This is a genomic window from Nocardia sp. NPDC058705 (genome assembly GCF_042749305.1).
Lineage (GTDB): Bacteria > Actinomycetota > Actinomycetes > Mycobacteriales > Mycobacteriaceae > Nocardia.
The window spans coordinates 86,875-110,385 of the sequence record NZ_JBHYRN010000009.1; the positions used below are offsets into that span (position 1 = coordinate 86,875).

The 23,511-nt window shown below is 65.9% G+C and carries 27 protein-coding genes; 14 read left to right on the forward strand and 13 right to left on the reverse strand.

Annotated features, from left to right (window positions below; translation table 11 throughout):
• Positions 1-55: 55 nt before the first annotated feature.
• The 4 genes from ACFW6D_RS13745 to ACFW6D_RS13760 all read right to left on the reverse strand — a co-directional run bounded on the left by ACFW6D_RS13745 (position 56) and on the right by ACFW6D_RS13760 (position 3,488).
• Complete coding sequence (locus tag ACFW6D_RS13745; protein WP_379327976.1) at positions 56-421, reverse strand: DUF3349 domain-containing protein; 366 nt, start codon at positions 419-421, stop codon at positions 56-58.
• Positions 422-435: 14 nt separating this feature from the next.
• Positions 436-708 carry a hypothetical protein gene (locus tag ACFW6D_RS13750; protein ID WP_379327978.1) on the reverse strand — a complete coding sequence of 91 codons (273 nt, stop codon included), beginning with the start codon at positions 706-708 and terminating at the stop codon, positions 436-438.
• A gap of 21 nt (positions 709-729) precedes the next feature.
• Positions 730-1,911 carry an anion permease gene (locus tag ACFW6D_RS13755; protein ID WP_379327980.1) on the reverse strand — a complete coding sequence of 394 codons (1,182 nt, stop codon included), beginning with the start codon at positions 1,909-1,911 and terminating at the stop codon, positions 730-732.
• Between the two features lie 74 nt (positions 1,912-1,985).
• Positions 1,986-3,488, reverse strand: a complete 1,503-nt coding sequence (locus tag ACFW6D_RS13760) for an ATP-dependent DNA ligase (RefSeq protein WP_379327982.1) — start codon at positions 3,486-3,488, stop codon at positions 1,986-1,988.
• A 93-nt stretch (positions 3,489-3,581) separates the two neighbouring features.
• Between ACFW6D_RS13760 and ramB the strand changes: the two genes are divergently transcribed.
• The 7 genes from ramB to ACFW6D_RS13795 all read left to right on the forward strand — a co-directional run bounded on the left by ramB (position 3,582) and on the right by ACFW6D_RS13795 (position 10,774).
• Positions 3,582-4,988 (forward strand): acetate metabolism transcriptional regulator RamB, encoded by a 1,407-nt coding sequence (ramB, locus tag ACFW6D_RS13765; RefSeq protein ID WP_379327984.1) that lies wholly within the window; start codon positions 3,582-3,584, stop codon positions 4,986-4,988.
• Positions 4,989-5,201: 213 nt separating this feature from the next.
• Positions 5,202-6,452: an urea ABC transporter substrate-binding protein gene (gene urtA, locus ACFW6D_RS13770; protein WP_379327986.1), complete on the forward strand. Its 1,251-nt coding sequence runs from the start codon at positions 5,202-5,204 to the stop codon at positions 6,450-6,452.
• A 70-nt stretch (positions 6,453-6,522) separates the two neighbouring features.
• Positions 6,523-7,407: an urea ABC transporter permease subunit UrtB gene (gene urtB, locus ACFW6D_RS13775; RefSeq protein ID WP_379327988.1), complete on the forward strand. Its 885-nt coding sequence runs from the start codon at positions 6,523-6,525 to the stop codon at positions 7,405-7,407.
• Positions 7,404-8,534 carry an urea ABC transporter permease subunit UrtC gene (gene urtC, locus ACFW6D_RS13780; RefSeq protein ID WP_379327990.1) on the forward strand — a complete coding sequence of 377 codons (1,131 nt, stop codon included), beginning with the start codon at positions 7,404-7,406 and terminating at the stop codon, positions 8,532-8,534. The genes urtB and urtC overlap by 4 nt, the downstream gene beginning before the upstream one ends.
• Positions 8,531-9,334, forward strand: coding sequence for an urea ABC transporter ATP-binding protein UrtD (gene urtD, locus ACFW6D_RS13785; RefSeq protein WP_379327992.1), 804 nt, complete (start codon positions 8,531-8,533; stop codon positions 9,332-9,334). Before urtC ends, urtD begins: the two co-directional genes overlap by 4 nt.
• Entirely contained in the window at positions 9,327-10,019 is a 693-nt protein-coding gene (urtE, locus tag ACFW6D_RS13790; protein ID WP_379327994.1) for an urea ABC transporter ATP-binding subunit UrtE, read from the forward strand. The genes urtD and urtE overlap by 8 nt, the downstream gene beginning before the upstream one ends.
• Before the next feature lie 14 nt (positions 10,020-10,033).
• Positions 10,034-10,774, forward strand: coding sequence for a GntR family transcriptional regulator (locus ACFW6D_RS13795; protein ID WP_379327996.1), 741 nt, complete (start codon positions 10,034-10,036; stop codon positions 10,772-10,774).
• Between the two features lie 116 nt (positions 10,775-10,890).
• Here ACFW6D_RS13795 and ACFW6D_RS13800 read toward each other — a convergent pair whose 3' ends face one another.
• Complete coding sequence (locus tag ACFW6D_RS13800) at positions 10,891-11,772, reverse strand: NERD domain-containing protein (protein WP_379327998.1); 882 nt, start codon at positions 11,770-11,772, stop codon at positions 10,891-10,893.
• Positions 11,773-11,974: 202 nt separating this feature from the next.
• Here ACFW6D_RS13800 and ACFW6D_RS13805 point away from each other — a divergent pair, with 202 nt between their 5' ends.
• Positions 11,975-12,523 carry a carboxymuconolactone decarboxylase family protein gene (locus ACFW6D_RS13805; RefSeq protein ID WP_379328000.1) on the forward strand — a complete coding sequence of 183 codons (549 nt, stop codon included), beginning with the start codon at positions 11,975-11,977 and terminating at the stop codon, positions 12,521-12,523.
• An 83-nt stretch (positions 12,524-12,606) separates the two neighbouring features.
• Complete coding sequence (locus ACFW6D_RS13810) at positions 12,607-12,984, forward strand: VOC family protein (protein ID WP_379328002.1); 378 nt, start codon at positions 12,607-12,609, stop codon at positions 12,982-12,984.
• On the opposite strand, the gene ACFW6D_RS13815 is transcribed toward ACFW6D_RS13810, so the two are convergent.
• Positions 12,985-13,308, reverse strand: coding sequence for a hypothetical protein (locus ACFW6D_RS13815; RefSeq protein ID WP_379328198.1), 324 nt, complete (start codon positions 13,306-13,308; stop codon positions 12,985-12,987). It abuts the gene before it with no gap.
• A gap of 87 nt (positions 13,309-13,395) precedes the next feature.
• Positions 13,396-14,229: an NAD(P)H-binding protein gene (locus ACFW6D_RS13820; protein WP_379328004.1), complete on the reverse strand. Its 834-nt coding sequence runs from the start codon at positions 14,227-14,229 to the stop codon at positions 13,396-13,398.
• An 85-nt stretch (positions 14,230-14,314) separates the two neighbouring features.
• On the opposite strand from ACFW6D_RS13820, the gene ACFW6D_RS13825 reads away from it, so the two are divergent.
• Positions 14,315-14,716 carry a winged helix-turn-helix transcriptional regulator gene (locus tag ACFW6D_RS13825; RefSeq protein WP_379328005.1) on the forward strand — a complete coding sequence of 134 codons (402 nt, stop codon included), beginning with the start codon at positions 14,315-14,317 and terminating at the stop codon, positions 14,714-14,716.
• On the opposite strand, the gene ACFW6D_RS13830 is transcribed toward ACFW6D_RS13825, so the two are convergent.
• The 4 genes from ACFW6D_RS13830 to ACFW6D_RS13845 form a co-directional block, all read right to left on the reverse strand.
• A complete protein-coding gene (locus tag ACFW6D_RS13830; protein WP_379328006.1) occupies positions 14,713-15,411 on the reverse strand; it encodes a polysaccharide deacetylase family protein in 699 nt (232 codons plus the stop codon). The genes ACFW6D_RS13825 and ACFW6D_RS13830 overlap by 4 nt on opposite strands.
• 52 nt (positions 15,412-15,463) lie before the next feature.
• Positions 15,464-15,958 carry a L,D-transpeptidase gene (locus ACFW6D_RS13835; protein WP_379328007.1) on the reverse strand — a complete coding sequence of 165 codons (495 nt, stop codon included), beginning with the start codon at positions 15,956-15,958 and terminating at the stop codon, positions 15,464-15,466.
• 225 nt (positions 15,959-16,183) lie between these two features.
• Entirely contained in the window at positions 16,184-17,587 is a 1,404-nt protein-coding gene (gene lpdA / locus ACFW6D_RS13840; RefSeq protein WP_379328008.1) for a dihydrolipoyl dehydrogenase, read from the reverse strand.
• Between the two features lie 79 nt (positions 17,588-17,666).
• Complete coding sequence (locus tag ACFW6D_RS13845) at positions 17,667-18,134, reverse strand: MarR family winged helix-turn-helix transcriptional regulator (RefSeq protein ID WP_379328009.1); 468 nt, start codon at positions 18,132-18,134, stop codon at positions 17,667-17,669.
• 90 nt (positions 18,135-18,224) lie between these two features.
• On the opposite strand from ACFW6D_RS13845, the gene ACFW6D_RS13850 reads away from it, so the two are divergent.
• A complete protein-coding gene (locus ACFW6D_RS13850) occupies positions 18,225-18,554 on the forward strand; it encodes a rhodanese-like domain-containing protein (RefSeq protein ID WP_379328011.1) in 330 nt (109 codons plus the stop codon).
• Between the two features lie 12 nt (positions 18,555-18,566).
• On the opposite strand, the gene ACFW6D_RS13855 is transcribed toward ACFW6D_RS13850, so the two are convergent.
• Positions 18,567-18,848, reverse strand: coding sequence for a hypothetical protein (locus ACFW6D_RS13855; protein WP_379328013.1), 282 nt, complete (start codon positions 18,846-18,848; stop codon positions 18,567-18,569).
• Between the two features lie 25 nt (positions 18,849-18,873).
• On the opposite strand from ACFW6D_RS13855, the gene ACFW6D_RS13860 reads away from it, so the two are divergent.
• Positions 18,874-19,935, forward strand: coding sequence for an AraC family transcriptional regulator ligand-binding domain-containing protein (locus tag ACFW6D_RS13860; RefSeq protein WP_379328015.1), 1,062 nt, complete (start codon positions 18,874-18,876; stop codon positions 19,933-19,935).
• On the opposite strand, the gene ACFW6D_RS13865 is transcribed toward ACFW6D_RS13860, so the two are convergent.
• Positions 19,932-20,828 (reverse strand): LysR family transcriptional regulator, encoded by an 897-nt coding sequence (locus ACFW6D_RS13865; protein WP_379328016.1) that lies wholly within the window; start codon positions 20,826-20,828, stop codon positions 19,932-19,934. The genes ACFW6D_RS13860 and ACFW6D_RS13865 overlap by 4 nt on opposite strands.
• Positions 20,829-20,951: 123 nt before the next feature.
• On the opposite strand from ACFW6D_RS13865, the gene ACFW6D_RS13870 reads away from it, so the two are divergent.
• Positions 20,952-22,682, forward strand: coding sequence for an adenine deaminase C-terminal domain-containing protein (locus ACFW6D_RS13870; protein WP_379328018.1), 1,731 nt, complete (start codon positions 20,952-20,954; stop codon positions 22,680-22,682).
• 31 nt (positions 22,683-22,713) lie between these two features.
• Positions 22,714-23,409, forward strand: a complete 696-nt coding sequence (locus tag ACFW6D_RS13875) for a YitT family protein (RefSeq protein WP_379328020.1) — start codon at positions 22,714-22,716, stop codon at positions 23,407-23,409.
• Positions 23,410-23,511 lie beyond the last annotated feature (102 nt).

Sequence of the window (23,511 nt, forward strand, 5' to 3'; positions counted from 1 at the left end):
GGCGATTCGCCATTGTCGCGCACAATTGCACCGGCACTGCGTAATTCGCGTGCGATCAATTCTGTTCGGTATCGGGTTCGCTGTCGTCGAGCGGTTCGGCCAGCGGCCAACCACCGGCCGCCAGATGCGAAGCCACTCGCGAAACGTCGTCGGGCGCGGGCTGCTGCTTCGCGAAATCTGCGATGGCAGCGGCGATATCGGCTTCACTGATCGATTCGCCCTTGCGGCTGGCTTCCACCAGTCGCTCCCCGATCACGACCACTTCGTAATCGGTGAGGTGGCGGTGCAGCACCGCGAACAACGCGACGTAGTCGGACTGCGGAATGCCCTGCGGATATCCCGCGCGCAACCAGCCGAGCACCCGCGAGAGCAGATTGCCGCGTACCGACGGGCTCGCGGGGGTGGGGTTCGGATCGGTCATGGCGTCGTCCTCACTCATGATTGGCCGAACAGGTGAATGCCGAACTGGTGGGCGATGAATGCCTTGGCGGTGAACAGGATTCCGGTGATCACCACGACCACGATGAGCGTCAGGCAGATCAGCGCACCGGCGAGCGCGGGATAGTTGCGGTGGACGCGGCCGTCGGCGTCGACGGTCTCGGCATTGGCCCACCACCGCACGGCGAAGGCGAAAACCGCGGGCACGCCCGCGCCGAAAACCAGTGCGGCGAGCACCACTTCCCACAGTGAACTCAGATTGGTGATCACGGTGTGCACTTTCGCTCCCCTCTACCCGGCGTGGTTCTGGTCGATCGGCGACTGTGCCGAGTCGGGCTGACCGTCGGGCCATTCGTTCACATTGTGGGTGCCGACCGGGTCCCGGCGCGAGCGCAGGTAGATCCCGAGCGCACCGGCGATCAGGATGCCGAACACCACGAGCACACCGGGAAGCCCGCCGATGAATTCCGCGATCACCAAGCAGATCGCGCCGACGATGCCCGCCATCGGCAGGGTCAGCAGCCAGGCCACGGCCATCCGGCCCATCACCCGCCAGCGCACCTCCGCGCCCTTGCCGATGCCGGTGCCGAGGATCGCGCCGGTCGCGGTCTGGGTGGTCGACAGCGGCAGCCCGAAGTGCGCCGAGGTGAGAATGATCGCCGCCGAGGTCGATTCGGCGGCAAGGCCCTGCGGCGACTCGATCTCGACCAGACCCTTGCCGAGGGTTCGGATGATCCGCCAGCCGCCGAGATAGGTGCCGAGGGCGATCGCGACCGCACACGACGCCATCACCCACAGCGGCATGTGGTCGTCTTTGCCCAGCGAACCGTAGGCGACCAGCGCGAGGAAGATGACGCCCATCGTCTTCTGCGCGTCGTTGGTGCCGTGCGCCAGCGAGACCAGCGAGGCCGAGCCGATCTGGCCCCAGCGGAAACCCTCGTCGGTCTTGGCTTGGTCGACGCCGTGGGTGATCCGGTAGACCAGGAACGTGGCGAGGGCCGCCACCGCGGCCGCGATCACCGGCGCGAGGAACGCGGGCAGCACGATCTTGATCAGCACGCCTTCCGAGCCCGAGGCCCAGATCACGCCGTTCCAGCCGAGTGCGGCGATCGTCGAGCCGATCAGCCCGCCGAACAGTGCGTGCGAGGAACTCGACGGCAGGCCGAGCAACCAGGTGAACAGGTTCCACAGGATGCCGCCGACCAGACCGGCGAAGACGATGACAAGCAGGTCCTGTCCGCTCACGTCGTTCAACTGCACGATGCCCTTGGCCACCGTCGCCGCCACCGACACCGACAGAAACGCGCCGATCAGATTCAGCACGCCCGAGAGGGCCACCGCAGTCTTCGGCTTCAACGCGCCGGTGGCGATCGAGGTCGCCATCGCATTGGCCGTGTCGTGGAAGCCGTTGGTGAAGTCGAAGACGAGAGCTGTGACGATGACGATCAACAGGACCATTAGTTCGGCGCTCACCCGAACAGTGTGTCGTATGCCGGGGCCGGATTGCCGAACTGTTGCGGGTAAGTCGCGTTCGGCCCGAGCCGACCTCAGCCGAGGGCGCGCACCGTGTCGATCGTGTCGGCCTGCGCGGGTTCCTTGTCCGGCCGATATCGGACAACTCGGGCGAAGCGCAGTGCCACCCCGCCCGGATATCGGGTGCTGGTCTGGACACCGTCGAGCGCGATCTCGACGACGAGTTCCGGCCGCAGATACACGGTCTGGGCGTCGCGGTGGGTTTCGTGGCGCGGGAATTGTTCGGTCTGCCAGCGGAGCAGTTCGTCGGTGAGGCCCTTGAACGTCTTGCCGACCATCACCGGCTCGCCGGTCTCCGGGTCGAGCGCGGCCAGATGCAGATTGGACAGGAACCCGGTGCGACGGCCGTAACCCCATTCGGCGCCGATCACCAGCAGGTCGAGAGTGTGCGCGGGCTTGATCTTCTGCCAGGCCTTGCCGCGTCGGCCCGCGGCGTAGGGGGCGTCGAGCGCCTTGACCATCACGCCCTCGTTGCCGACCGCGAGCGCGTCGTCGTAGCAGTCGGCGGCGGCTTCGGGAGTGGGCGCGATGAGCGCGGGGATGCTGTGCTCGCCTGCGACCTGTTCCAGCGCCCTGCGGCGGACACGCAGAGGTTCGTCGATGAGGTCGGTGCCGTCCAGGTGCAGGCAGTCGAAGAAGTAGGGGTGCAGTTGGCGTGGGTCGCCGATGGTGGCGAATCTGCTCATCGTTTCCTGGAACGGGCGTGGGCGGCCCGCGTCGGTGAGGGCGAGGGTTTCGCCGTCGAGGACAACGGTGGTGCAGTCGAGAGCTTTGACGAGGTCGACGAGTTCGGGAACGCCCGCGGTGATGTCGCGCAGAGTTCTGGTGAAGACCCAGACCCGGTCGCCGTCGCGGTGTACCTGGATGCGGGCGCCGTCGAGTTTGTGTTCGACGCTGATGTCGGCGCCCAGTTCGGCCAGTGCCTCGTCGAGCGAGCCGCCGGGTGAGGCGAGCATGGGCGCTACCGGACGGCCGACTTCGAGGCGGAAGGCCGACAGTGCAGCTTCGCCCCCGGCGAGTGCGGCGATCGCGGTGACGGGGAGTTGACCCGAGAGCATGTGGGCTCGGCGCACCACGTCGACGGGGATGCCGGTGGACTGGGCGAGGGCCTCGACGACGATCGCGGTGAGCGCGCCCTGGCGGAGTTCGCCGGTGAGCAGTCGGATCAGGAAGGACTGCTCGTCTGCGGTCGCGGCGGTGAACAGCTCGGTCAGCAGTTCGCGGCGGCGGGTGGTGGATCCCTTGCCGGTCAAGCCGGTGAACTGCGAGAAGATGTCGTCGACGGCGGCGACGGTGAGGGTCGCGTCGCTGCTCGGTGGCGTGTCGAGTCCCGTCACCGTGCGCCAACCGGCCCCGATCCGGCCCTGCACCAGCTCGCCGGACAACCACGCCACCACCGTCCCGATTTCTGACGGTCCGGCGGCACCGAAAAGCTCGGCCAGCGCGGCGATTTTCGCCTTGCGCGACCGGGTCGCTCGCACAGCCTCCGAGGCCGTGACGACATCGCTGAACAGCACTCCACGACAGTATCGCGGGGGTGTGACACAGAGCTCGAAGCCGTTGTTAACAATCCCTTGGCAAGCATGCGAAAACGCCCCTAAACTGGACATATGGCCAAAACCTATGTCGGTGCGCGGCTGCGCCAGCTGCGTACCGAGCGTGGGCTGAGCCAGGTCGCACTCGCGCAGAAACTCGAGATCTCGGCCAGCTATCTGAACCAGATCGAACACGATGTGCGGCCACTCACCGTGCCGGTGCTCACCCGCATCAACGAGGTCTTCGGCGTCGACCCCACCTTCTTCTCCGCCCAGGACGACACCCGGCTCATCGCGGAACTGTCCGAAGTGGTGATGGACGCCGAGCTCGGCATCGAGGCCGACACCCAGCAGATCGCCGACATGGTCTCGGCGCACCCGTCGATGGCGCGCGCGCTGGTGGCCATGCACAACCGCTACCGCAACACCAGCGCCCAGCTCGCCGCCGCGACCGAGGACCGGTTCGCCGACGGTTCCGGCAGTGCCGCGATCAGCAAGCCGCACGAGGAAGTGCGCGACTACTTCTATCAGCGCCAGAACTACATTCACGAATTGGACACCGCCGCAGAGGATCTCACCGCGCGCATCCGTTTCCACGGCGGTGAGGTGAGCACCGAGATCGTGCGCCTGCTGCGCGCGCACGGAGTGCGGATCAGCGAGCGCATCGACCTCGGCGAGGGCGTGCTGCACCATTTCGACCCCGAGACCAAGCAGCTCGAGATCTCCCCGCACCTGTCCGGCGGCCAGCGCACCTTCAAACTCGCCGCCGAACTCGCCTATCTCGAGTGTGGCGCGCTGCTCGAAAAGCTGGTCGACGAAGGCAATTTCGCCTCCGACGCCTCGCGCAAACTCGCGATGCTCGGCCTTGCCAACTATTTCGCGGCCGCGATGGTGTTGCCCTACACGCACTTTCACGAAGTAGCCGAGAATTTCCGCTACGACATCGAACGCCTGTCGGCCTTCTTCTCGCAGAGTTTCGAAACCATCTGCCACCGCCTGTCCACCCTGCAGCGCCCCACCCTGCGCGGTGTCCCCTTCTCCTTCGTCCGCGTCGACCGCGCGGGCAATATGTCGAAACGCCAGTCCGCCACCGGTTTCCACTTCTCCGCCAGCGGCGGCACCTGCCCCCTGTGGAACGTCTACGAAACCTTCGCCTATCCCGGCAAGATCATGACCCAGATCGCCCAGATGCCCGACGGCCGCAAATACCTCTGGGTAGCCCGCACCGTCGAACGCCGCGCCACCCGCTACGGCCAACCCGGCAAAACCTTCGCCATCGGCCTCGGCTGCGAACTCCGCCACGCGGGCCGCGTCGTCTACGCCGACGGCATCGACCTCGGCGAAGCCACCGCCACCCCCATCGGCGCGGGCTGCCGAGTCTGCGTCCGCTCCAACTGCCCCCAACGCGCCTTCCCGCCCCTGGGCAAAGCCCTCGACATCAGCGAACACCGCAGCTCGGTCTCGCCGTACTTGATCAAGTAGCACCGGGCGTTCAGACCGCGGTTTGAACAATTCACACGGATGAAACAGACGAAACGGGCATGTGATCGGGCGACATTCCGGTGCAACAAGTTCCATCTACTGTCTCGAATCACGAATACAGCCGCTGTATACAACTCGGTGTACGCCCAGGCAGCGGTGTGTTCGTTGTGGCGCGTGTGGCGCCGCCGTTACACCTGATGAGGAGAACGCCCCATGTCTGAATCCCGTTTGGTCAAGGCACTTGTCGTGCCTGCCGCGGTGGCCGTCGCCGGCCTGTTGCTCACCGGCTGTGGTGCGCGCGACGACGCGTCGACCGGCTCGACCGCCGCCTCGTGCGTGGACACCAGCAAGGACACGATCAAGGTGGGCTCGCTGCACTCGCTATCGGGCACCATGGCCATTTCCGAAGTGACGGTGGCCAATTCGACCAAGCTGGCGATCGATCAGATCAACGCGGCGGGCGGGGTCAACGGCAAGAAGATCGAGATCGTCCTCGAAGACGGCGCCTCGGACCCGAAGACCTTCGCCGAGAAGGCGGAGAAGCTGATCAGCTCCGACTGTGTCGCAGCGGTTTTCGGTGGTTGGACCTCGTCGAGCCGTAAGGCGATGAAGCCCAAGTTCGAGAGCCTGAACTCGCTGCTCTACTACCCCGTGCAGTACGAGGGCCTGGAAGATTCCAAGAACATCTTCTACACCGGCGCCACCACCAACCAGCAGATCATCCCCGCGCTGGATTACCTGAAGCAGAAGGGCATCAAGTCCCTCTACCTGGTGGGTTCGGACTACGTCTTCCCGCAGACTGCCAATCGCGAGATCAAGGCTTACGCCGCGGCCAACGGCATCGAGATCAAGGGCGAGGATTACACCCCCCTCGGCTCCACCGATTTCTCCACAATCATCAACAAGGTGCGTGCCCAGAAAGCGGGCGCGGTGTTCAACACCCTCAACGGTGACTCCAACGTCGCCTTCTTCCGCGAGTACACCAACGCGGGCCTGAAAGCCGCTGAGATGCCGGTGGTTTCGGTGTCGATCGCCGAGGAGGAGGTCGCCGGTATCGGCGCGCAGAACATCGCGGGTCAGCTGACCGCCTGGAACTACTACCAGACCGTCGACTCCCCGGCGAACAAGAAGTTCGTCGCCGACTACAAGGCCGCCTTCGGCGCCGACAAGCCCACCTCGGACCCGATGGAAGCCGCCTACGCCTCGGTGTACCTGTGGAAGAACACCGTCGAGAAGGCGAAGTCGTTCGCCGTGGCCGACATTCAGGCCGCCGCCGACGGCGTGAGCTTCGACGCCCCCGAGGGCACCGTCACCATCGACGGCTCCAACCACCACATCACCAAGACCGCCCGCATCGGCGAGATCCGTCCCGACGGCCTGATCTACACCGTCTGGGATTCCGGCAAGGCCATCACCCCGGACCCGTACCTGAAGTCCTACGAGTGGGCCAAGGGCCTCAAGTAAGTCGCCCAACAGGTGTGGGACGCGCACCGAGCGCGTCCCACACCGCCCCATTTCCAAGGAGTCCACTGCAATGGACGTGCTGATCAGTCAGCTCTTCACCGGGCTGAGTCTGGGATCCATTCTTCTGCTCGCCGCGCTCGGCCTGTCTTTGACCTTCGGTCAGATGGGCGTGATCAATATGGCGCACGGCGAATTCATCATGGCCGGTTGCTACACCACCTACGTTGTGCAGCAAGTCTTCTCGTCGGCCGGAGTTTCACTGGTCGTGTCCCTGCTGATGGGTTTTCTCATCGGTGGCCTGCTCGGCGCCGTCCTGGAAATGGGGCTCATCCGCTACATGTACGACCGCCCGCTCGACACGTTGCTGGTCACCTTCGGTGTCGGTCTCGTGCTGCAGCAGGCCGCGCGTGACATCTTCGGCGCACCCGCCAAGAACGTGCTGGTACCCGAATGGCTCAGTGGCGGAATCACTATCGCGGGCGCGGTCGTACCGAAGACCCGCATCTTCATCCTGGTGCTGGCGATCGTCGCGGTGACCACCCTGGCCGCCGTGCTCAAGACCACCCCGATGGGCCGCCGCATTCGTGCCGTCGTTCAGAACCGTGGGCTGGCCGAAACCAGCGGCATTTCAAGCCGTTTCACTGATATCAGCACGTTTTTCATCGGTTCCGGACTGGCCGGTGTCGCCGGTGTGGCACTCACCCTGATCGGGTCGACCAGCCCCACCATCGGACAGAGCTATCTGATCGACGCGTTCCTGGTGGTCGTGATCGGTGGCCTCGGTCAGATCAAGGGCACGGTGATCGCGGCGTTCGCGCTCGGCCTGCTCAATTCGTTCATCGAATACTCCACCACCGCGTCCATCGCGAAGGTGATCGTGTTCGTGCTGATCGTCATCTTCCTGCAGGTCCGCCCGCAGGGCCTGTTCACCGTGCGGACGAGGAGCCTGGCATGACCGCACTCACCGAACGTCTGCGCGAATATCCGCGCCTCACACCACTACTCGGCTTCGGCGTTGCCGCGCTTCTGCTGTTCGCCGTCGCCCCAGCGGTTTTGAGCGATTTCCGCCTGAACCTGCTCGCCAAGTTCCTCTGCTTCGCCATTGTGGCCGCCGGCATCGGGTTGGCGTGGGGCCGTGGCGGAATGCTCACCCTGGGCCAGGGCGTGTTCTTCGGCATCGGCGCCTACATCATGGCCATGCACATGCAGCTCGCCGACGCCGCACGCATGGGCAACGAAGTCCCGGAGTTCATGGAGATCTCCGGGATCAGCGAACTGCCGGGCTTCTGGCAGCCGTTCAGCTCCGCGCCGGTCACGCTGCTTGCCATCCTGGTACTGCCTGCGCTGGTCGCCGCCGTGCTCGGTTACGGCGTGTTCAAACGCCGGGTCCGCGGTGCCTACTTCGCCATCCTGAGTCAGGCCCTCGCGGCGGCGCTCGCGATCCTGATCACCGGTCAGCAGGCCATCGGCGGCTTCACCGGCCTGTCGGACTTCCGGGCCTTCTTCGGGTTCAAGCTGTCCGACCCGGCCAACCGGCAGATGCTGTTCTTCATCGCGGCAGGCACCCTGCTCGTGGTGGTCGCGCTGATCCGTCAACTCAATCGCAGCAGGTACGGCGAACTGCTCGTCGCGGTGCGCGACGCGGAGGAGCGCGTGCGCTTCCTCGGCTACGACCCGGCCAACATCAAGATCGTCGCGTATGTGGTGGCGGCGTTCCTGGCCGGTATCGCGGGTGCGCTGTTCACCCCGATCGTCGGCATCATCTCGCCCGCCGATATCGGTGTCATCCCGTCGATCGCCTTCCTCATCGGTGTCGCCATCGGCGGCCGCACCACGCTGCTCGGCCCGATTCTCGGCGCGATCGGTGTCGCCTGGGCGCAGACCTCGCTGTCGGAGTCGTTCCCGTCGGGCTGGACCTACATGCAGGGCATCTTGTTCATCGTGGTCGTCGGGTTCATTCCCGCCGGTCTGGCCGGGCTGTGGCCGATGTTCAAGGGCTGGCTCGACAGCCGCAAGAAGCAGCCGCCCGCTCCGGAGGAACCCGCCGCCGACGTCACCCTGGAGAAGGTGGAAGCGCGATGACACACGAACCCAAAGCCGGCGGCAACGCGGGTATGGACAGCGACTACCTCGAAATCCGTGGTCTCTCGGTCAGTTTCGACGGCTTCAAGGCCGTCACCGACGTGGACCTCACCGTGCTGCAGGGTGACCTACGGTTCCTGATCGGCCCGAACGGCGCGGGCAAGACCACGCTGATCGACGCCATCACCGGCCTGGTCCCGGCCACCGGTTCGGCGCAGAAGCAGGGTGTGGAGCTGCTCGGCAAGAAGGTGCATCAGATCGCGCGCCTCGGTGTCGGACGCACCTTCCAGACGGCCAGTGTGTTCGAACAGCTCACCGTGCTGCAGAACCTGGATATCGCTGCGGGAGCAGGCCGTTCGGCGCTGTCGCTACTGCGTATGCGCAAATCTGTGCTGCCGAGTATCGAAGAAGCCTTGGAGACAACGGGTCTCACCGCGCTGCGCGACAAGCCCGCCGGTGTACTCGCGCACGGACAGAAGCAGTGGCTCGAGATCGGCATGCTGCTGGTACAGAACGCCTCGGTGCTGCTGCTCGACGAACCCGTCGCGGGCATGAGCGCCGAGGAACGCGAGGAGACCGGAAACCTGTTGCGCCGCATCGGTGGTGACCGTGTGGTGATCGTCGTCGAGCACGACATGGACTTCATGCGTTCCTTCGCCACCTCGGTCACCGTGCTCGCGGGCGGCAAGGTGCTCAGCGAGGGCAGCGTCGAACAGGTGCAGGCCGATCCGAAGGTGCAGGAGGTCTATCTCGGCACCGCGAATCTGGCTGCGACAGACAAGGAATCGGCCGATGCTTGAGCTACACGACATCCATTCGGGATACGGCCGCACCGAGGTGATCCACGGGATCAGCCTCACCGTGCCCGACGACAGCGTAGTCGCCATCATGGGCCACAACGGCGCGGGCAAGACCACCCTGCTGCGCACCGCCGTGGGCCTGCTGCCCACCAAGTCGGGCTCCATCACCTTCGACGGCGAGAAGATCACCAAACTCTCACCCTCGCAACGGGTCAAGCGCGGCATCGGCTACGTGCCGCAGGGCCAGCAGAGCTTCGGCCAGCTCACCACCGCCGAGAACCTGCAGGTGGTCGCGGACGGGCGCAAACGCGGCAAGGCGCTGATCGACGAATCCCTCGACCTGTTCCCCGCACTGAAGGATCTGCTCACGCGCAAGGCTGGTCTGCTCTCGGGCGGGCAACGTCAGCAGCTCGCCATCGCGCGGGCACTGATCACCGAGCCCAAACTGCTCATCCTCGACGAACCCACCGAAGGCATCCAGCCGTCGGTGGTCGCCGAAATCGAGCGCACCATCATCGAATTGACCCAGCGCGGCGGTTTGAGCGTGCTGCTGGTGGAGCAGCACATCGGCTTCGCGCTGCAGGCCGCGCAGCAGTACTACGTGGTGCATTCGGGACATCTCGGCTCGACCGGGGCAGGCGGGGCAGGTGCTGAATCCGCGGTCCGCGCGGCGATGGCGATCTGATCGCAGCCGAACAGTTGGCGGACACGGGGGCGGGGTCGGGCACCGGCGCGCCGAAGCGCGTGCCGCTCGCCGTGCGCGTCTATGACGAGCTCCGGCGCGACCTCGCCACCGGGGAACTCGCGCCGACCGAGCGGTTGCGTGCCGAACGGCTGGCCAGGCGCTACGGCGTCTCGCGTACTCCGGTGCGCGAGGCGCTGGCTCGCCTGCAGGCCGACGGTCTCGTGCAGCGCCATCCCGACGGGCTCTACCTCTACCGCCCCCGCCTGAACGAACTCGATGAGCTCTACGAACTACGAATTGTGCTGGAATCGAGGGGTTTCCAGCGCATCGCGGGCGATCGCACGGTGCGGGTACCCGTGCCGAGCACGCACGACCTGCCGACCGTGCGCGCCCAGCTGGCCCGCTGGCTGGACTTCCGCGACACCCCGCCCGAACCCGGACCCGACCTGGTCGCCGCCGACGAGCAGTTCCACACCGAATTGCTGAGGGCAGCAGGCAATTCCGCGCTCGCCGAGGCGCTGTCGGCGGTCTACCTGCGGGTCCGCCCGGTCCGCACCATGGACGTGCCGACCGCCGACCGGGTGGCGGCGATGACGGCCGATCACATCACCATCGCCGAACAGGTACTGGCAGGCGAGGACGAACAGGCCCTGCGCACCCTCACCGACCACATCGAAACCTCTCGCGCCCATGTGCGCGTGCGCGCTGAGCAAGCGATCGCTTTCACCAAACTCGGCCACGCCGTGCGGGATTGAACCCCGACCCCAGTAGCGATCCCACACCGCTGCCCGCAGTTCGGCGGGCAGCGCCGGTCGCGGCCGCGTGGCGCAAGTGCGGTGCGCGTTTGGCAGTCGGCGCCGCGCCAGGTTGATCAGCAGTCCCGCTGGAACGGCCAGCACTCGGTTTTGCGTGGAGTCGCCGAGGAGGGCGCGCGGGTGGTCGTGGTCTGCGAGGTGTCCGACATCGGTCGTGGGTTCGGCGAATCCTGAATCAACGCCACCCCGACCACCACGAAGACGACCAGGATCCCGAGCAGCGCGGCCGCGAACAGCGCCATGCCGACCAGCTTGCCCCGGCGGCCGGGATCAGGGGGCGGAGCGGGCTCGCTGAACGCGCGCACCTGCGGCGCCACCGGCTTCGGCGCGGGCCTACTGCCCTCGAAACCGTCCTCGGCCAGCTCGGCCCGCGTAGGCACCTCGGCCACATCGAGCGTCGCGCAGGTATTGAGCACCCGATCGATCGTCCACTCGCGCGGCCCCGCCGAAAACCCTTCCAGATAGACCCGAAGCTCGTGCGCGTCAACGGTATTCGCGACCAGCACATCCAGACCGGGCCGCAGCGTGGTGCGTGCGGGCCGCACGACCACGCCCCGATACGGCACCAGCACCACCGCACCGGACACATGCCTGCTGTCCTGCAGCGCCTGCTCCAGCGCGACCCGCACCGCGTGTACCCCGTGCTCGACCCGGTCGGTGAGCCCGTTGGCGGGTTCAGCGTCTAAATCCAGCGGACTGTCGCTGATCTGCCACGAGCCCTCGGCGGTCGTGGTGAGCAGCCCGCTCTGCCGCCGCCGGAAGCCCTTCACCTCGAGCACCGTGATCCCGCGCGGGGTCACGATCACCGCGCCGAGCCGCCGGTCACCCACCCGGCAATCGACCAGCGCGAGCCCCGTACTCGGATAGGCGCGCAGGCACTCGACGAGCTCGCGCTCGGCGCCGGTGAGCTCGGCACCCGGTCTGATCTTCACCAGCATGTGCGATGTTCCCCTACCAGGCTTGCGACTTCACACCGCCGCTGCGCGCTGCGGTACCCACCGATCATGACGCGCAACCGTTCCGAAAACCACTGGAAACCAAAGAAAATCGGTACGAATACAGGAGTGGGCCCCGGCGGCGAAACCGGCGAGTACGCTCCGATCCTGGCCGAGGATGTTCGAGAAGACAGGTGGACCAGAGATGGAATCAGCGCCCCTACCACGCGTTTCGCCGGGCCGGTTCGGTGAACTCGGGCCGATCAACTGGGTTGTCTGGCAAGTACTTTCCCGCGCGTCGGGCACCGATGACGCGCACCTGTTCAGCACCCTCGGCCGCACCGGCGGCCTGTTTCGCGGTTGGCTGCATTTCTCCGGCAAGCTCATGCCGGGCGGCAGATTGCCGCGCGCCGAGGCCGAATTGGTCATCCTGCGCGTCGCACAGCTGCGCGAGTGCGACTACGAGGCCGACCATCATCGTCGGCTGGGGCGCAAGGCGGGGCTGTCCGCGGTCGAGATCGAGCGGGTTGCCGCAGGTCCGGAGGCCGACGGCTGGACACCTCGGCAGCGGGCGCTGCTGACCGTGGTCGACCAGCTGGTGACCGGCCGGGATGTGGACGACGCGGCGTGGGCCGGGCTGGCCGAGCATTTCGACGAGCGGATGCTGATCGAGATCGTGCTGCTGATCAACCAGTACGAGGGGCTGGCCTCGACCATCACGACCCTGCGGATCGCGCGGGACGCCTTCAAGTGACATAGGTCATATGGCGAGCGGGCGTAGGACCTCCCACAGTAATGGCGTACAACGTACGGAATACATTGCCCCGAGGAGAACTCATGCAGATCACCGCTTCCGCCGTCTCGCTCAACGTCGCCGACCCGCAGACCTCGGCGCGATTCCTGATCGACCACCTCGGGTTCACCGAGAAGATGGCCGCCGACGGCTTCGTCGCGCTGTCGCGGGCCGATGCGGGCATGGACGTCATCTACCTGCGCACCGGTCTGGGCTCGTTCAAGCCCGCCCGCATCGCGGGGAGCGCGGGCGAGGGGCTGCTCATCGTGTTCGTCGTCGACGACATCGACCGCGAATACGATCGCCTGCGGGCCGAGGGTGTCCCGATCGAGACGCCCATCGAAACCGAGGAGTGGGGCGAGCGCTACTTCCAGATGACCGACCCGAACGGGGTCGTCATCCAGCTCGTCCAATGGGTGTGATCAGCGGCGCGCGACCCGCAACGCGGCCACGATCATCGGAATCTGCAACGGCAACCGGGCCAGCACCCCGGCCTTGAAAGCCTTGGGCGCCTTCGGATTACCGACCACGTCGACGGTCATCTGGATATTGGCCGGGAACACTCCGATGAACAGCGCCGTGGCCAGCCACCCACCGAGCTTGCGCGTGCGCGGCACGGCCAGCGCGGTGGCGACGCCGAGCTCGGCAACCCCGGACACGTAGGTGTAGGTCCGCGGGTTGCCGGGCAGCTGCGGCGGCACGATCTTGTCGAACGGCTTCGGCGCTACGAAGTGCAGGGTGCCCATCAAAAACAGCAACCCACTCAGGTAGGAGTGCGCAGGTCGACGGGGGATTAGATCAGCCACGTTGCCGATACTAGCGGGCAGCTCCGATCAGGAGATTCCCGCGAAGACCGCCGACGCCGCGACCGCCGGGCGGCCCAGGAGCTTGGTCAGGTCGCCGGTGTTCACCTCGAGAAAGCCCTCGCCGATGCGGGCGTCGGCGTCGGACAGGGCGGCGGCGACCTGGTCGTCGAGGCCCGCCGCGCGCAGGGCGGCCGCGTAGTCGTCCTGAGCCAGGTTTTCGTAGCGGACGTTCTCGCCGACCGCCGCGGCGAGATCTTCGCCGGTCAGCGCCTCGTCGCCACCCAGTTCGTAGATGCGACCCTCGTGCCCCGCGGTGGTCAACACACGCGCGGCCGCCTCGGCGTAGTCGGCGCGAGCAGCACCGGAGACGCGACCGGCACCCATCGCGCCGTGCAGCACGCCGGTCTGCGCCGCGTGGGCGACGGCACCGCCGTAGTTCTCCCAGTACCAGCTGTTGCGCAGCAGGACCGTCGGCACCGAGGCAGTCGCCAGCGCCTCTTCGGTACCGCGGTGTTCGGCGGCCAGCACCATCGGATTGCTGTCGGCTCGCGGGATGCTGGTGTAGGCAAGCAGTTCGACACCGGCTCGCTCGGCGGCGCGAATGACGTTGGTGTGCTGGGCAATTCGTCGACCGAATTCATTGCCCGAGATCAGCAGCACGCGATCCACACCGACCAGCGCGGCATCAAGGGCCGCCGGATCGTCGTAGGACGCCTGCCGTACGTCGGCGCCGCGCGCGGCCAGATCGGCCACCTTCTGGGGATCGCGCACGATCGCGACCGGCCGCTCCCCCGCGTCGAGTAGCGCCTCCACGACCAACCGGCCGAGCTTTCCGCCTGCTGCTGTCACTGCCACGGTCATTGCTACCTCCGAATTATCATGCACTAACTATTAGTAAGCACTATGCCTTCGGTGGGCACTTGCGTCAAGTGGGTACGATGGATCCATGCCGGAGACGCCCGACCACGACCCCACGCTGGAAGCCGACGTCTTCGCGCGCAATTGCGGTTCCCGCCCGGTCCTGCAGAACATCGCGGGCCGGTGGGGCGTGCTGGCCCTGGTCGCCCTACGCGACGGTCCCGTTCGCTTCAGCGCCCTGCGCCGCCGGGTAGACGGCGTGAGCGAGCGCATGCTCTCGCAAACCCTGCAGGCCCTCGAACGCGACGGCATGGTCCATCGCGAGGTCCTGGAAGCGATTCCGCCCCGCGTCGAATACACCCTCACTTCGCTGGGTGCGGAGGTCGCCGATCATCTGCGGTCGCTGATCGTCGTCCTGGAATCGAATATGGACACCGTGCGCGCGGCCCAGGACAGCTACCACCGGGCAGGCGGCGTCGACGAGGACTAGCTCAGCGCGAGAAGCTCTGAGACAGTGACGAATCGGTAGCCCTGTGCGCGCAGTCCGTCGACGATCTCGGGCACCGCGGCAGCGGACTCACCGCCGTGCATGACATGCAGCAGGATGATCGAGCCCGGCCCGGTCTGGGCGAGGGCGTCACGAACGATGGCCTCGCGGGACGCGCCGCCCGCGGAATCGGGCTCTACATCCCAGGTCACCGTGGTGCGATCGTGCTCGGCCAGGTAGTGCGGCAGCGACCACAGCTTCTTGCCGTAGGGCGGACGGAAGGTGATGGGCCCCTGGAACCCCGCCCGCCGGATCTCGGCGTCGGTGCGCTCGATCTCCTCGCGCACGGTGTCGCCGGAGATCAGCACCATGCGGCGGTGCGTGTAGGAGTGGTTGCCGAGCTCGTGGCCCGCGGCGACGATCGCCGCACCGTATTCGGGATGGGCAGCCAGGTTGTCGCCGATCAGGTAGAAGGTCGCGGGAACCTGTGCCGCTTCCAGCATCCGCAACACTTCCGGCGTCCGCGCGGTCGGGCCGTCATCGAAGGTCAACGCGACGACCTTCTCGTCGGTCTCGACCCGGTCGACCAGCCGCCCCTGCAGCTGGTAGGTCCGCGAATTCATCAACACATAGAGCCCGGCGACCACCGCCAGAACCACAACGATGCCGACAATCGCACCCACCAACCACCTACGCATGAGCAGACGGTAACTCACCGGGGCGACTCGACCCGGTGAGTTGTCGGCGTACTTAGACGATCACCTGCGTGATATCGCCCGGGTTCAGGTAGTCGAAGAAACGGTGGGCGCCGTCTTCGGTCATCCGCACACAGCCGTGCGATTTCGAATCGACCGGTCCCACGTGAAAGGCCATGTCGCCGTTGAAGAAGGTGGCCCAGCGCATCGGCGCATTGTGCATGGTGCTCCAGTGGAATTCCCGCTTGAAGGAAATCCGGGTCACCGCGGGCGGGGTTTCGTAGCCTGCCATGCCGTGCGAGATCGGCGTGGGTCCGAAGATCACCCGGCCGTTGTCGACCAGCCACGCCTCGTTCGTCGACAGCCGCATGCACGCCCTTGCTTCGACAACCGGGCACGGCGAGGCGGTGGGAACGATGGCGGGAATACCGGGAACATCCGGCCCACCGGGGAAAAGAGGTTCAGCCACGGCTGGTGTCACCGTGCCGAGTCCGGCTACAGCGACCGCGAAAACCGCCGCGATTCGTGCTGTCCAACCGACAATGCTCATTCGATTCGTACCCTCTCAACCGTGCCCGCCACCTCGGCGAGACCCGGGTGAGGGGACCATCTCATGGAACACAAACATGTCGAACACGAGCGTGGAACAGATACCTGGAGGTGATGTCGATCATCGGGTACGGAACGGAATTCACCAAATCAACGCCCGGAAAAATACCGAATAGAAACCAAAAGGCCGGGCACGCATCCGCGTACCCGGCCTTTTCGGCTGATATCAGAAGTTGATCATGTGGCCGGCGAGGCCGTGGATCGCTTCCTGCACCGCTTCGCTCAGCGTCGGGTGCGTGTGCACATTGCGGGCCATCTCGTTGACCGTGAGGTCCCACTTCTGGGCCAGGGTGAGCTCGGGCAACAGCTCGGACACGTCCGGGCCGATCAGGTGGCCGCCGATGAGTTCGCCGTGCGTGCCGTCGGCGATCAGCTTCACGAAGCCGGTCGGGTCGCCGAGACCGTGCGCCTTGCCGTTGGCCTGGAACGGGAAGGTCGCGACCTTCACGTCGTAGCCCTCGTCGCGGGCCTGCTCCTCGGTGAGGCCGAAGCTGGCGACCTGCGGCTGGCAGAAGGTGGCGCGCGGCATCATCCGGTAGTCACCGAGGGTCATGGTCTCGGCGCCGCCGATGGTCTCGGCCGCGACCACACCCTGGGCTTCGGCCACGTGGGCGAGCTGCAGCTTGGCGGTGACGTCACCGATCGCGTAGATGTGCGGCACATTGGTGCGCATGTAATCGTCGATCTCGATGGCGCCACGGTTGGTGAGCTCGACGCCGGTGGTCTCGAGGCCGTAGCCCTCCACGCGCGGTGCGAAGCCGACGGCTTGGAGCACCTTGTCCACGGTGACGGTCTCGATCGCGCCGGACTTGTTGTCCTTGATCTGCACGGTGACCTTGGAACCGTCGTCGTCGATCGACTGCACGGCCGCACCGGTGGTGATGGTGATGCCGAGCTTCTTGTACTGCTTGGTGATCTCTTTGGAGACGTCGGCGTCCTCGTTGGGCAGCGCGCGATCGAGGTATTCCACGATCCGCACGTCGACGCCGTAGTTCTTGAGGACGTAGGCGAACTCCATGCCGATGGCGCCCGCGCCGACGATCAGGATCGAGCCGGGCAGGTCACGGGTGAGGATCTGCTCCTCGTAGGTGACCACGTTCTCCGACAGCGAGGTGCCGGGCAGCAGGCGGGTGGTGGTGCCGGTGGCGATGATGACGTTGTCGAACGTGATCGTCTCGACGCCGCCCTTGGTGAGGTCGACATCGATCGAGTTCGGGCCGGTGAAGGTACCGAGACCGTCGAACTCGTCGATCTTGTTCTTCTTCATCAGGAAGTGCACGCCCTTGACGCGCCCGTCGGCCACCTTGCGGCTGCGGTCGAAGGCGGCGCCGAAGTCGAAGCTGACCTCACCGGAGATGCCGAAGGTCTTGGCTTCTTTATTGAAAATATGGGCCAGCTCGGCGTTGCGCAGCAGTGCCTTGGACGGGATGCAGCCCACGTTCAGGCACACGCCACCCCAGTATTTCTGCTCGACAATCGCTGTTCGCAGGCCGAGTTGAGCGGCACGGATCGCGGCGACATATCCGCCGGGACCAGCGCCGAGAACGACGACATCGTAGTGGGAAGTCACGTCACCGAGCCTAACTCTGTTTCGAGGAGTTCACCCACCCGTCCCCCACATAGGTGAGATGTGCGCGCGGCCGCGACGGTCACCGCCGACGCGGCGCGGCGAGGTCTGTCGCGCCGAGCACCTTGCGCAGGGTGGCGGCAAGCGCTGCGAGCTCGGCCGGGTCCGCGTTGGCGCCGAGGCGGCGTTCGATGCCGTCGAGGTAGTGCGGGGCGGCTTCGCGGAACCGCTGCCTGCCGAGGTCGGTGATGGCGACGAGCGCGGATCTGCCGTCGTCGGGGTTGTGCTCGCGGCGCAGCAGACCGTTCGTCTCCAGTTCCGCGACAAGGCGACTCACCCTGGTGCGACTCAGGACGACCTTCTCACCGAGGTCGCTCATCCGCATCGGCCCGGCGCCGTCCAGCTCGAGCAGGACGTCGTACCAGGTCAGCGGGAGCCCGGTGGCTTTGCGCAATTCGGCGTCGAGCTCGGGGACCAGCGCGGCGTGCACCTGCAGCAGCGCGGCCCACGCGGCAACCGCGGGACGACGGGACGACGGTTCGTTCGGCACCACCCCAGCTTAACCACTTGCGTGCGTGCGCACACAACTAGTAGCGTGTGCACGCACATAAATTTCATTCGACGACATGAGGTGAACCCCATGACCGCACTCATCACCCGCGACGAACTGGCCACGGAAATCGCGACAGGCACCGTGATCGTGCTCGACGCTCTCGGCCCCGAGTACTACGCGAAGGCACACCTGCCGGGCGCCCTGAACCTGACCGGCGACGAGGTCGCCGACCGCGCTCCTCAGCTCCTCCCCGACCGCGACGCGGCCATCGTGACCTACTGCTCGAACACCGCCTGCGGCAACAGCGAGGCGGTCGCGATGAAGCTGAAAGCGTTGGGCTACACCAACGTTCGCAAGTACCGCGAGGGAATCCAGGACTGGTCCGACGCGGGCCTGACCGTCGAGACCTCGGCCTGATCCCGGTGGCGCTCACCTGATCTCGCGACGAGTGAGCGCCACCGCCACGGCCTGCACCCTCGAACAACACCGCTCGCCCGCCGACAGCGTCGTCGCCGAGTGAGCGCTACCGCTCCGGCCTGCACTGTCGAACAGCAGTGCACCGGCGATGACGTCCTCACTGAGCGAGCGCCACCGCCACGGCCGGCCACCCTCAGCGCGCACCCGTCGACAGCGACGTCGCCGCGTGAGCGCCACCGCTACGGCGACGCCCTTGAACCACAGCGCGTACCCGGCGACGGCGTCGTCCGCCACCGGATCGAGCAGTACTGTCGAGACCGTGAGCGGCGGGGCAGTGAGCGGCCGGACGGCGCAGCAAGTGCTGACCGCCGCCGAGGGCCAGGGGATCGGTAGTCGGCTCGACGGCACAGTGTCGACACACCTGGTGCGGCTGCTGGTCCAGGCCGCGCGGCGGGCGGGGGTCACCGAGGAGCAGTTGGCCCGGGTTCCCGGGACCGACGAGGTGGTGTTGCGCGGTGAGCTGAACCGGATTCCGATGAGTTCGCTGGTGCGGCTGTGGGAATTGATCGCGCATTCGCGTCCGGTGGGTGCGGGGGCCGCGGTGGCCGCCGCCGCACCTGTCGGCACACTCAATACCTGGGATTACCTGGTGACAACCGGTGCAACACTAACCGATTCGCTGCGGGCCGCCCAGCCGTACCACCGACTGGTGACCGCCGCCGCCGAGGGCTTCGACCTCTCCGGCGAGGGCGATCTCACCATCGGCTACCGCACCTCAGCGGGCGATCCGGCGGTGGTGGCCGCGGTCAACGAGTACGTCCTCGCCTACTACCTGCGCCGGGCCCGCGAGGCGACCGGTCGGCAAGTCGTCCCGACCCGGGTGAGCTTCGGTCACGCGGCCCCGGCCGACCACACCGCGCTGATCGCCGTATTCGGCACCGCCGCTGTCGAATTCGATGCCGAAGCAGACTCGATCACCTTCGGTGCCGACGACGCCAACGCCGCACTCCCCCGCTTCGACCCCATGCTCGCCGACCTACTACGCAGCCATGCCGACCTCGTCCTCGCCTCGGCCCGCACCGTCGCCGACCCCCTCGACACCTTTCGCATCGCCCTCGCCGCCGCCCTCGACGCAGGTGACCCAGCACTGGCCCGGGTCGCGAAAAGCCTCGCCATGAGCCAGCGCACACTGCAACGCCACCTCGCCGAACACGGCACCTCATGGCGCGAAGAACTCGACCAGATCCGCTACGAACGCGCGAAAGCCCTTCTCGAACAAGGGCATAACACGTCGACGATCGCGCACCGCCTTGCCTTCACCGACGACCGCGCCCTCCGCAAGGCCTTCCACCGCTGGACCGGCGCTTCACCCACCGCCTAGTCACCGGGCCGCAGCGCTCCCACGATCTCGTCGGCGAGCAGCAGTCCGGCCAGCCCGTGACCGTGTTTCTCCCGGCGCACGAGCGAGATCACGTTGTCGCTGAACGCATCTCGCACCGGCCGGAAGGCCAGGCGGCCGTCGCGCAATTCCTCGGCGATGTCGAATTCGCTGAGGAAGGCGATGGCCTCGCCGGAGGTCGCGAGCCGTTTCATCGTCTCGATCGAGTTGGTGTGGAAGGCGGGCTGGATCTCGAGATCGGCTTTGGCGAAAGCCTCGGCGACGATGCCGTGGATGACCATCGAGCGGTCGGCGAGGATCAGCGGGAACGGCGTGCACTGCGCGAGCGGGACGGTATCCATGGCCGTCAGCGGGTGATGCGGGGAGACGACAACTCCGAGCCGGGTGTTGATCCGCCAGTAGGTCTCGAGCTGCGTCGAGGACGGGATATTGAACCCGAGGCCCAGATCCGCCTCGCTGTTCTCGACCGCAGCCACGATATCGAGGGTCGACATGGTGCGGATCGATATCCTGACCTGCGGATGTCGGGCGCGAAAGGTCGCCGCGGCGGTGGCGACCACACTGCTGGCCAGGCCGGTCATCGTGGCGATCACGACCTCCCCGCTGCCGAGGGCACGCAGGTCACGGATATCGGCCACCGTCTCGCGGTATTGCCGCAGCGTCTGGCGGATGTGGGCGACCAGCGCCTCGCCCGCCGAGGTGAGACGCATGCCGCGTGGCAGGCGTTCGAACAGCGGCTGGTCGAGTTCGGCTTCGAGCAGCAGGATCTGGCGGTTGATCGCCGAGGGCGCGACGTGGAGTCGGGCACCGGCCGCGCGGATGGACCCCAGCCGTGCCACCTCGTCGATGTACTGCAGCAATCGTGAATGGAGCACCACGCACCTCCTTTTAGGACTGTACGAAAATTTAGTACACCTTGTGCGAAAACGAATGCTTGTGGGCAACGGTGCTCGTCACGTCCAATCAATACAGAGGGAATTTTCGACGTGAGGACCGCCATGACCCAGCAGAATTCGACCACCGAAGACGACTACGTGCGGACGATCTTCGCCATCCTGGAAGGCGAGCAGGAAGCCGACCTGCTGCTACGCAATCTGCACATTCTCGATGTGCACAGCGAATCCGTTTACCAAGGCTCGCTGCTGGTCCACGGCGAACGCATCATCGCGTTGAACCCCGACGAATCGATCGTGCGCTACCGCGAATCCTTCGACGGCGCCGGTCTTTACGCGATTCCGGGCCTGATCGATTCGCATCTGCATTTCGAATCCCAGCTCGCGCACCCGGCGGCTTTCGGCGAGGCGATCGTGCCGAGCGGGACCACCACCGTTTTCGGTGAGACGCTCGATTTCGCCAGCGCGGCGGGAGACGAAGCGGTCGACGCCGCTCGGGCGCTGTTCGCCGATCACGAGAAACTCCCGTACCGGCTCTACGCCTTCGCCCCAGGAAAGAAGACCTCACCCGAGGTCACCGAGGCGATGCTGGCAATGGATCCGGTGATCGGCCTCGGCGAACTGGCGCACCTGTCCTACATGACCGGCAATGCCGACGATTTCCGCAAGTCCGCGATGGGTCGTGCCAACGCGGGATTCGTGAACTGCCACTGGGGCGTCACCTCACTGTCGGACATGCTGCTCAATTACATGCCCGCGATCGGCGTCGACAACAACCACGACGTCTGGAACGAAGACGATATCGAGAAGAGCATCCGCTACGGGCTCAACACCCAGATCAAATTCGGTGTCGGCAGTCCCGAAGTGATTCGAACGATGTTGCGCGCCATCGTGAAACGTCGTTGGCCCGCCGAGAATTTCCAGCTGTGTGCTGACAACATCTCGGTAGACCGTGTGCTGAAGCACGGCCATATCGACTGGGTCATCTCGCTGGCCGTCGAGATGGGGATGCCGCCGATCCAGGCGATCAAGATGGGCACGCTGTACGCGGCGCGGTCCTTCCACAAGGACCGTGACCTCGGCTCGCTGAGCCCGGGGCGCTTCGCCGACATCGTGCTCACCGACAGCCTGTCCAAGATCAATCCGCGCTATGTGTTCAAGGGCGGCAAGCTCGTTGCCAAGGACCGCCGCTTGCTCGAGCCGGTCGGCATCGACTACTCGGTGCTGGCCAAGCAGCCCCGGCCCGGCCTCGGTGACCTGCGGGCCGAGCAACTCGAGCTCACCCCGATCGAGATCTCCGAAGACGGCACGCAGGCGAAGGTGCTGCTGTTCGACGTGTACGGGCGCGGGCACCTCAAGTTCGCACAGGAGGTCTGGGTGCCGTTGCGCGACGGCGCTGTGGTCCCCGAGAACGAAGGCGTGCGGCTCAACCGGATCTCGGTCGTGCAGCGCTACGCCGACGGGGAGCGCCACATTGTCAACGCGCTGTTCAAGGGTGTTTCGCTCGACAGTGGCGCCGTCTCGACCTTCTGGCCCGCGCCGTCGGCCTATTTCGTGGTCGTCGGTAGCGACAGCGCCGAGATGCGCGCGAACCTCCAGCACCTGGACGGCCTGGTCGGCGGCTGTGTCGTCACCGATGACGCGGACGTGAAAGCCGTGCTGCCGCTGGATTTCTACGGCGTGATGGCCGATATGGACCTCGCCGAACTCGTCGAAGCGACCCGTTCCATCGACGACGCCCTGGAAAAACTCGGCAACCACAACGAGGGTGAACCGGTCGTCAACAAGCTGCTGACCTTGTTCATTTCGCTCGACCGCTTCGGCTTCATGAAATAGCCTCGGCTACCAGAGCAAGGGATCCACCGCTATGCAACACGATAAAGACGCGGCAGTCATCGACACCGGAAACAAGGTCCGCCGCTGGATCACCTACGTCGCCGGAATCTACATTCTCACCCTCGGCCTCAGCCTGGCCATCAGAGCCGGCATCGGCATCTCCCCGCAGAGCAGCCTCACCCGCACGATGACGCTGGTGTTCACACCGCTGAGTCAGGGCAATTACAACCTGATCCTCGAAGTCATCATGCTGGTGCTGACCTTCTTGGTCCGACCGAAGGCCTTCAAAGCCAATTATCTGCTCTCGATGATTCCGGCGCTGGTCCTGGCACTATTGCTCGACTTCAACCTGTGGCTCACCGAGCCGATTCACCTCGAGCCGTACGCGGCCAATGTGGTGCTGCTGGTCTTCGCCGACGCGATGCTGGCATTGGGCCTGTTCATGATGATCCGCGCGAACCTGATCCTGATGCCGATCGACCTGTTCGTGAACACCATTCAGCAGAAGACCGGCCGGAAATGGGGCAACATCAAGACGGTGTTCGACTGCACCCTGCTGGTGCTGTCGGCGGGTATCGGCCTGATCTTCCTCGGCGCACCGCATTTCATTCGCGAAGGCACGATCATCAACGCGATCCTCGTCGGACAGTACGTGAAGGGGTACTTCTTCCTGTACGAGAAGTTCACGGCCCGAAAGCGCTCCGCCCAACTGGCGCCCGCCGAATAGTACGAACCGCCGCCCGGTCTGTCGTGAACGGACCGGGCGGTGGCGTGCGCGGACCTGGGAAGGCGGATTCGGCCGTCATAACGTGGTCATCACCGGCGAGAA

Coding starts and splice junctions, on each gene's coding strand:
- ACFW6D_RS13835 (WP_379328007.1), bottom strand. CDS start 15,958: ATGAGCATTGTCGGTTGGACAGCACGAATCGCGGCGGTTTTCGCGGTC.
- ACFW6D_RS13820 (WP_379328004.1), bottom strand. CDS start 14,229: ATGACCGTGGCAGTGACAGCAGCAGGCGGAAAGCTCGGCCGGTTGGTC.
- urtA (WP_379327986.1), top strand. CDS start 5,202: ATGTCTGAATCCCGTTTGGTCAAGGCACTTGTCGTGCCTGCCGCGGTG.
- ACFW6D_RS13815 (WP_379328198.1), bottom strand. CDS start 13,308: ATGGGCACCCTGCACTTCGTAGCGCCGAAGCCGTTCGACAAGATCGTG.
- urtB (WP_379327988.1), top strand. CDS start 6,523: ATGGACGTGCTGATCAGTCAGCTCTTCACCGGGCTGAGTCTGGGATCC.
- ramB (WP_379327984.1), top strand. CDS start 3,582: ATGGCCAAAACCTATGTCGGTGCGCGGCTGCGCCAGCTGCGTACCGAG.
- ACFW6D_RS13850 (WP_379328011.1), top strand. CDS start 18,225: ATGACCGCACTCATCACCCGCGACGAACTGGCCACGGAAATCGCGACA.
- ACFW6D_RS13745 (WP_379327976.1), bottom strand. CDS start 421: ATGACCGATCCGAACCCCACCCCCGCGAGCCCGTCGGTACGCGGCAAT.
- urtE (WP_379327994.1), top strand. CDS start 9,327: ATGCTTGAGCTACACGACATCCATTCGGGATACGGCCGCACCGAGGTG.
- ACFW6D_RS13825 (WP_379328005.1), top strand. CDS start 14,315: ATGCCGGAGACGCCCGACCACGACCCCACGCTGGAAGCCGACGTCTTC.
- ACFW6D_RS13830 (WP_379328006.1), bottom strand. CDS start 15,411: ATGCGTAGGTGGTTGGTGGGTGCGATTGTCGGCATCGTTGTGGTTCTG.
- urtD (WP_379327992.1), top strand. CDS start 8,531: ATGACACACGAACCCAAAGCCGGCGGCAACGCGGGTATGGACAGCGAC.
- ACFW6D_RS13805 (WP_379328000.1), top strand. CDS start 11,975: ATGGAATCAGCGCCCCTACCACGCGTTTCGCCGGGCCGGTTCGGTGAA.
- ACFW6D_RS13800 (WP_379327998.1), bottom strand. CDS start 11,772: ATGCTGGTGAAGATCAGACCGGGTGCCGAGCTCACCGGCGCCGAGCGC.
- ACFW6D_RS13875 (WP_379328020.1), top strand. CDS start 22,714: ATGCAACACGATAAAGACGCGGCAGTCATCGACACCGGAAACAAGGTC.
- ACFW6D_RS13870 (WP_379328018.1), top strand. CDS start 20,952: ATGACCCAGCAGAATTCGACCACCGAAGACGACTACGTGCGGACGATC.
- ACFW6D_RS13810 (WP_379328002.1), top strand. CDS start 12,607: ATGCAGATCACCGCTTCCGCCGTCTCGCTCAACGTCGCCGACCCGCAG.
- urtC (WP_379327990.1), top strand. CDS start 7,404: ATGACCGCACTCACCGAACGTCTGCGCGAATATCCGCGCCTCACACCA.